General features: G+C 37.9%; 6 protein-coding genes and 1 pseudogene. 3 read left to right on the top strand and 4 right to left on the bottom strand.

The genetic code is table 11. The features are described from left to right. Both ACFIO3_RS06990 and ACFIO3_RS06985 read right to left on the bottom strand, forming a co-directional pair. Positions 1-755 (bottom strand): sigma-54-dependent transcriptional regulator (locus ACFIO3_RS06990; RefSeq protein WP_375704242.1); only part of this gene is annotated, 755 nt, incomplete at its 3' end. Position 756: 1 nt separating this feature from the next. Further along, on the bottom strand, positions 757-3,024 hold the full coding sequence (locus ACFIO3_RS06985; protein ID WP_375606244.1) for an ATP-binding protein: 2,268 nt from the start codon (positions 3,022-3,024) through the stop codon (positions 757-759). A 173-nt stretch (positions 3,025-3,197) separates the two neighbouring features. On the opposite strand from ACFIO3_RS06985, the gene rirA reads away from it, so the two are divergent. Genes rirA through ACFIO3_RS06970 form a run of 3 tightly spaced genes read left to right on the top strand, consistent with a single transcriptional unit; the run spans position 3,198 to position 5,341 of the window. Continuing rightward, a complete protein-coding gene (gene rirA / locus ACFIO3_RS06980) occupies positions 3,198-3,641 on the top strand; it encodes an iron-responsive transcriptional regulator RirA (RefSeq protein ID WP_375606245.1) in 444 nt (147 codons plus the stop codon). Positions 3,642-3,665: 24 nt separating this feature from the next. After that, positions 3,666-4,856, top strand: coding sequence for a bifunctional 2-C-methyl-D-erythritol 4-phosphate cytidylyltransferase/2-C-methyl-D-erythritol 2,4-cyclodiphosphate synthase (locus tag ACFIO3_RS06975; protein ID WP_375704243.1), 1,191 nt, complete (start codon positions 3,666-3,668; stop codon positions 4,854-4,856). After that, positions 4,853-5,341 (top strand): CinA family protein, encoded by a 489-nt coding sequence (locus ACFIO3_RS06970; RefSeq protein WP_375704241.1) that lies wholly within the window; start codon positions 4,853-4,855, stop codon positions 5,339-5,341. Before ACFIO3_RS06975 ends, ACFIO3_RS06970 begins: the two co-directional genes overlap by 4 nt. A 599-nt stretch (positions 5,342-5,940) precedes the next feature. Here ACFIO3_RS06970 and ACFIO3_RS06965 read toward each other — a convergent pair. Continuing rightward, positions 5,941-6,402, bottom strand: coding sequence for a type II toxin-antitoxin system RatA family toxin (locus ACFIO3_RS06965; protein WP_273791149.1), 462 nt, complete (start codon positions 6,400-6,402; stop codon positions 5,941-5,943). Positions 6,403-6,404: 2 nt separating this feature from the next. Beyond that, a pseudogene (locus ACFIO3_RS06960) lies at positions 6,405-6,542 on the bottom strand (lipoyl synthase); the annotation flags it as partial.

Below are 6,542 nucleotides of genomic sequence, written 5' to 3'. Positions count from 1 at the left end.
CTAAGAATCTTACCTTGAGTCTCACGTGGCATATCAGCAATTTCATCAAGATAAAGTATTCCGCCATGGGCTTCCTCTAAGGCACCGATTTTACGCTCTCTTCCCTCCATTTCGCTGCCAAACAGCTCTATTTCCATTCTTTCCGGAGTAATCGTTGCAGCATTTATTGTAACAAATGGCCCATTCGAACGCGTGGAGAGCGCATGAATAGTTCGTGCAACAGTCTCTTTTCCTGCCCCTGAAGGACCTGTTATCATGATGCGACTATTGGTTGGTGCTACTTTTTCTATGATTTGACGCAAATTTTTTATAACTGTCGATTTTCCGAGCAACTCTAATGTCTCGTTCGAACGTTTTCGCAATTCTAAAAGCTCACGTTTTAAATTTGAATTTTCAAGTGTTCTCTCTGCAACCAATACAAGTCTATCAGCTTTAAAAGGTTTTTCAATGAAATCATAGGCTCCTCGCTTTATAGCGGAAACAGCCGTCTCAATATTACCATGACCAGAGATCATAACGACCGGAAGAGCTGGATAGTGTGTTTTAATTTCATCAAGCAGTGCTAAACCATCGAGGCGACTCCCCTGTAACCAAATATCTAAAAAAATGAGCTTTGGAATACGTTCACTAATTTGAGCTAATGCTTCATCAGAGTTACAAGCAACACGCGTTTCATAGCCTTCATCATCCAAAATACCAGCAACAAGTTCACGAATATCCGCTTCATCATCAACAATCAAGATATCTGATACCATACTATTCCCCTATCTTATGATTTATAGCTTGTATAATACTACCCTGCTTACCCCCAACCGTCGGAAACATCAAACGGATCATCGCACCACGACCTTCATAAAAACTCTCCGGTGCATCATGAAGCTCCATGGAACCACCGTGATCTTCAATAACTTTGCGCACAATGGCCAGCCCGAGTCCTGTTCCTTTCTCCCGTGTTGTTATATAAGGTTCTAATAACTTTTGTCTTTGCTCTTTAGGAAGTCCTTTTCCGTTATCAACAACATCCACAACCACCCATTCTTCTTGATGATAAGAACGGACAAGAATATGACCGTGAATATTTTCCTCTCGCATAACTGAATCTATGGATTCGCTCGCGTTTTTGATCACATTGCAAAAAGCCTGTACAATGAGACGGTTATCAAATGCACCCATAAGTGGTAGAGTTCCTAAATCTTGCTCAAAATGAATATCATGTCGCGTCACTTCTATCAAGAAACATGCTTCGCGCAACAATTCTCGTATATCTAAAATATGCATTTTGGGTTTGGGCATACGTGCAAAAGAGGAAAACTCATCAACCATACGCCCAATATCTCCAACCTGCCGAATAATTGTGTCAATACACCGCTCAAAGACCTCTCTATCTTGTGTAATAGCTTTGTTATAACGTTTACGAATGCGTTCAGCGGATAACTGAATAGGTGTAAGAGGATTTTTAATTTCGTGTGCAATACGTCGCGCAATATCCGCCCACGCCGCTGTACGTTGCGCTGCAACAAGGTCTGTAATATCATCAATTGTTAGAACCCAAGATTGCCCCTGTCCATCATCCTCCTCCATCGTAACTTGAACATTACAGACACGCTCTTTTCCTGCAACGTTTAAAGTGACCTGCTCACGATGGTTTTTCCGATCCAATGAACGCACAAACTGAAAAACCTGCCAAATTTCAGCACTTAAAGATAAAAGACTTTTTCCAACAACGTGCTCAGAGCGAATATCAAACATCGCTTCAATAGACCGATTGATAATGGTGATATCACCATTATCATCTATCCCTGCTACTCCCGCTGTTACACCCGATAATACAGCTTCAGAAAAACGCCGTCTTTCATCAATTTGATCACGCACTGCAATCAATTCATTACGCCGACTTTTCAATTCACTGACCATGTAATTAAAAGTTTTGGATAATTGCCCAATATCGCCATCTTTTGCTCGTACTGGCACGAAAATTTCCATATTTCCAGAAGCAACATCATCGGCAGCACTAATGAGAAGACGAATAGGACGTACTAAGCGATCAGCAACAGCAATAGCAGCCCAAATGGCTGATAAGAATAAACTAAAAAAAAGACACAAATAAAGCATACCAAATGCAATCTGTGTCAGCAGGCGATTTTCATTTAAATCACGATAACGATCTGTATTAACTTCTGTCAAACGCAAAGCAGATAAAACACCTTTATCAACGTCACGCACCAAATATAAAAATGTGTTTGGAATATTGGTAAACTTTAAAATAATACCAAAATAATCATGAACGCCTGGTTGAAAAGAAAAAGGTCTCGCACTGGTTGCACGTTCAATAAGATGAGAAGGAGGAATTGGCAGTTTATCTTCATCACCAAGAGCGCTCGATACAAAAATAGCTCCGCTAGAACTTAACAAAAATGCACCACGCAAATTGCGTCCTAGAGCATGACGCGTCAATTGCATCCTATATTCAGCTGGATTACGTTCTAAGAGTTTTTTGTTATCAAGTGCAAATGCCATCGCGTAGGATAAATTTTTTAAATTTTGAAGCATTTCATCTGCATAAGCATTTGCTAAATCAATAGAAGAGCCCACAATTTGCCGCGTTGTTGTATCAAACCATCGATCAAGTCCCAAATTCAGTGCTGGCCCTGACACAAGAGCTACAGCAACAGCTGGCATTGTTGCAACAAGTGCAAACAATGAAATAAGGCGTACATGAAGACGTGAGCCTGCACGCCTTGAACGCCAAGCACGAATGATCGGAATCATCTCATAAAAAACGATGACAATAAGCCCTAAAACCCAAAAACTATTAATTCCTATAAGAATAAGGGTTACTGTTCTACTGGGAACAACAGGAGTTAAGCCAATAAGAATAATGAACGAAACAGAGGCCGTAAGTAAAGCCAATACAATAATTGTAATCCCTAAAAAAATATATACCTTACTTAAACGATACAACTCATCGTTATAAGTATTTTTATCTATGTCTTGAAGATTCGTCACAGATGTTATATTCGTCATGAGCTTACATACCCTTATCTCATTATTATCATATAACCTTTTGTAGCAAAAATTGACAATACTAATACTACATTTACAATAGGGCAAATATAGTCAACGAGAAAAAACTTCTACATTTTGCAAAATATCTTTAAAATAGACTGTGTTCGACAATACTTTACGAAGGAAATGAGATGCGATTAACAAAACAAACAAATTATGCTCTTCGAATGCTCATGTATTGTGCAGATAATCAGGGAACTCTCAGTCGTGTTCCAGAAATTGCTAAAGCATATGCCGTTTCAGAGCTTTTTTTATTTAAAATCCTTCAGCTGCTTGTTCAAGCAGGTTTTATCCAAACAGTGCGTGGACGCAATGGTGGAGTTAGATTGGCTAAACCCGCAGCAGAGATTTCAGTCGCGGATGTTGTGAAAGTAACAGAAGACAACTTTTCCCTCGCAGAATGTTTCGATACTGCAGAACCAACTTGCCCCTTGTTTGATTTTTGTGGTTTAAATACCGCACTTCAAAAAGCATTAAATGCTTTTTTTGAGGTATTATCAGTGATATCCTTGGCTGATCTACAACGATCACCCTTTCAAAATCATTTTAAAATTAATGACAAAAAAGCAAACTAAGATTATAATACAAGGAGATTAAGTATTTCTATTGCAGCAATAATATTAGCCGCTGGACGCGGTGAAAGAGCAGGATTTCCCCATAAAATTCCAAAACAATATCGGCTTCTAGGACAAAAGCCAATTATTTATCATACCTTGCATTGTTTTTTGCAGCATCCAGCTATCACAACAATTATTCTTGTTATTCATCCAGAAGATCGTCAAATCTGTGAACAAGCTATTGACGATTTTAAAGAGCGCCTTATTATCGTTGAAGGAGGCAATACACGTCAAATTTCTACCTTATATGGACTTCAGGCACTCAAAAAATTTGCTCCCCAATATGTGCATATTCATGATGGTGCACGCCCTTTTATAGAAAACAAGCTTCTTAATAACATTCACAACACTATCACACCTCAAGAAGGTGTTCTTCCTGTTCTGCCCATCTCTGATACCCTTAAACGTATAAATAATCAGCATGTTTTAGAAACAATTCCCCGTACCCATCTTTATAGAGCACAAACTCCACAGTGTTTTCCCTTTGAACATATCTTAGCGGCTCATAAACAAGCAAAACAAGCTTGCAAACAAGAATTCACTGACGATTCTGCAATTGCCGAATGGTTTGGAATTCCTATGCGTACCGTTCTTGGGGATCCTAACAACATAAAAATTACATGGCATGAAGATTTTAATACTGCCCATTTATATCTCCAAAAGAAAATGCAAATATTTCCTGATATTCGTACCGGCAATGGTTATGATGTTCACTCTTTTGAGGATGGTGATTTTCTTATATTATGTGGTATAAAAATTCCTTTTCATAAAAAATTAAATGGACACTCCGATGCGGATGTTGCTCTTCATGCATTAACAGATGCCCTTCTTGCAACTCAAGGTGCTGGAGATATCGGTACACATTTTCCTCCCTCTGATTCTCAATGGAAAAATGTATCATCAGAAATTTTTCTCCGTCATGCTCTTGATATTATAAAACAAGCAGGTGGTCGTATTGCCAATGTTGATATCACAATTATCGCTGAAAATCCTAAAATTGGTCCCTATCGTCATGCCATGACAGAAAATCTTATGACAATACTTGCAATGACACCTGATCGAATCTCTATCAAAGCAACAACAAATGAACGGCTTGGATTTATTGGTCGTGGTGAGGGAATTGCTGCTCTTGCAACAGCGAGCGTCCTTTATTCAGGAGAAATTCCCCAATGACATATCTTTGTGAAAAACACGCACATGAAGTCCTTAATACCTTTCGCCAAAAAGGTTTGCTGTTAACAACTGTAGAGTCTTGTACAGGAGGACTCATTGCTGCAAGCCTCACAAATATTGTAGGATCGTCAGATGTTCTCGATTGTGGATTTGTTGTTTATTCAAATGAATCCAAAACACGCCTTGTTGGCGTTTGTGCTGAACTTATAAGAACCTATGGTGCCGTTTCAAAAGAAGTTGCTCTTGCAATGGCTGAAGGCGGATTAAAACATTCACAAGCTGACATTGCAGTTTCTGTAACAGGAATTGCTGGTCCAGGAGGTGCAAGTTTTGATAAACCTGTAGGACTTGTGCATTGCGCAGTAGCTTATAAAAACCACTCCCCCCTGCACAAAGAAATGCACTTTTCTCATCTTAATCGCAATGCTATCCGCCATGCAACTGTTGAAAATGCTTTTAAAATGATTCTGGAATTGCTTCACTGAATTCCCCATATTAATTTCAAAATTCTTTATTCGCCATCGAGTCTATAATCGTCAATATCTTGAAAAAATTTTATTGTATCACAACTTGAAAATGAAAGATCTCAATAGCGTAAAGTTATCTCACTTTAGTCCTGTGTAGGTTGAATTAATCAAATTTATTCACTTACACGCCACAAGAGAAAAAACTGTATAAATAAAATAATTAAAGAAAGAGACACTTGTACTTCTCTCAAGTGCTAAGAGCTGGCGCGCAACATCTTGAGAGATAGCAAATAAATGATGCAGGAGGACTTCTTCATAAGTGTACAGATGTAGATTTTATATACTTTTACGAGAATCTATACTATTTATTATGAGCACTATTATGAAATGGGTATGACGCAAGCATGTTCTATTTGGGCGTTTCGTTTAACGAGTGTGCATCCATTAAAAAAGAGAAAAACAAAAGCATGAAGCTGTGCATCATCTTCATCATTTAAAATGATATTCCTTCAATATGCTTTTGAAAGCTGAATTAAAAACAAATAGTAAAGATGGAAACCCGTTTTCACCTTCACGCTGTTTAAGCAATACGTATTGTTAAAAAATAACAGAATAGACTATGTTACCGTAGAGCCATAAATCTGATGCGCACGCTTCTCAAAAGCCTCGGTAAATTTACGAAACGCAATATCAAACATTGAGCCCATCACTAATCCAAGCGTTTTACTTTTAAATTCATAATCAATAAAAAACTCTACATTACATGCATTGGTATTTTCAATATCATGAAAAGCCCAACGATTTTCAAGATATTTGAATGGACCATCAATATATTTAACTTCTATAAGACTTTTTTCCGGCTGAAGAAATACTTGAGTCGTAAAAGTTTCACGAATAATCTTATAACCAACGGTCATATCCGCAAGAAGCAATATTTTTTTTCCATATTCTTTTCGAGAACGTATTATTAAAGACTCACACATTGGTAAAAATTCAGGATAACGCTCAATATCTGAAACCAGATCAAACATTTCACTGGCACTATGGGTGATCTGCCGATGTATTGTAAAAATCGGCATAATTATCTCTGTAAGGAAAATTTTTCATCACGCGCTTTTTGCAAAATGGCAAAATCATCTCCAGCATGATGAGATGAACGCGTTAGAGGATTGGAGGCCATATGTAAAAATCCTTTTACTTTACCAATCTTGGCAAAAGA

Source organism: Bartonella sp. AD328YNZD, assembly GCF_042196425.1.
Note: the sequence above shows the minus strand (reverse complement) of the source record. Positions and strands in the feature narration are given on the sequence as shown.